Origin of the sequence: Amycolatopsis keratiniphila subsp. keratiniphila (genome assembly GCF_001620365.2) — a bacterium.
In the GTDB taxonomy this organism is placed as follows: Bacteria; Actinomycetota; Actinomycetes; order Mycobacteriales; family Pseudonocardiaceae; genus Amycolatopsis; species Amycolatopsis keratiniphila.
The window spans coordinates 1-1078 of record NZ_LQMT02000058.1 but is presented as its reverse complement, the minus strand read 5'-3'; the positions used below and the strand labels follow the sequence as shown (position 1 = coordinate 1078).

Genomic DNA, 1078 nt, shown 5'->3' with positions numbered 1-1078 from the left:
AGCATCCCGGCGCCGCCGTCGACCGCGCCCGCGAGCCCGGCCAGCAGGACCTCCCGCACACCGCAGTGGAAAGCCCCCGGCAGCCGGGAGACCAGTGCACGCGCCGCGGGGCCGGACAGGGTCGCCGACCACGAATGCGACTGCCCTGCGCGCGGTTCCAGCACCGGCTTCGCGTCTTCCAGCAGGGCGACCCACCGGTCTAGTTCGGCCACCGTTTCCTCGTTCGAGGCCTGCTCGATCAGCCGTCCCGCCCATCGCCGGTACGAAGTCGTCACGGGTTCGAGCGCGGGAGATCCACCGGCGACGGCTTCGTCGTAGGCCGCCCGCAGATCCGGCAGCAGGATCCCCCACGAGACCGCGTCGACCGCGAGGTGATGCGCCACGAAGACGAGCCGTCCCTGGCCGGCGTTCCCGGCGTCGACCCAGACGAGCCGTGCCACGATCCCCGCCGACGGGTCCAGCGTGCCCGCCGCCGTCCTGGCCTCGTGTTCGGTGAGTTCGCCGATGTCCTCGGCACCGGCCGACACCCGCGTCACCAGGCCCGCCGCGTCGACCGCGCCCGGCGCGGCCACCACGAGCCGTCCGCCGGACTCGGCACGGAGCCGCAGGAGATCGTGCGTGTCCAGCACGGCCTGCAAGGCCTTGGTCAGCGCGTCCAGGTCGAGGCCCGCCGGGGTGACGACGACGCGCGCCTGGGCGAAGCCGGGGCGCAAGGCGTCGTCCCCGAGGGCACGCATCACCGGCGTCCACGGGATCTCTCCGACACCACTGTCCACAGTGGACGACGGCGCCGGGGCGTCGTCGGCCAGCACCGCCAGCCTGCCGGGGGTCCGGTGCTCGAACACCAGCCGCGGCGTCAGGGAAATGCCCTCGCGCCGTGCGCGGGCGGCCACCTGCATCGACGAGATCGAGTCGCCGCCCAGTTCGAAGAAGCTGTCCTCCACGCCGACCCGCTCCAGGCCGAGGACGTCGGCGAACACTCCACAAAGGATTCGTTCGGCCTCGGTCGACGGTGTGCGGTCCACCGATTTCGAGGTGAAGTCCGGTTCGGGCAACGCACGGCGGTCCACCTTGCCGT

At 72.6% G+C, this 1078-nt stretch carries 1 protein-coding gene; it reads right to left on the bottom strand.

Going from position 1 to position 1078, the window contains the following annotated elements; all coding sequences use genetic code 11:
- A partial coding sequence (locus AVR91_RS44190) for a condensation domain-containing protein (RefSeq protein ID WP_228709493.1) occupies positions 1-1078 on the bottom strand: 1078 nt, incomplete at both ends.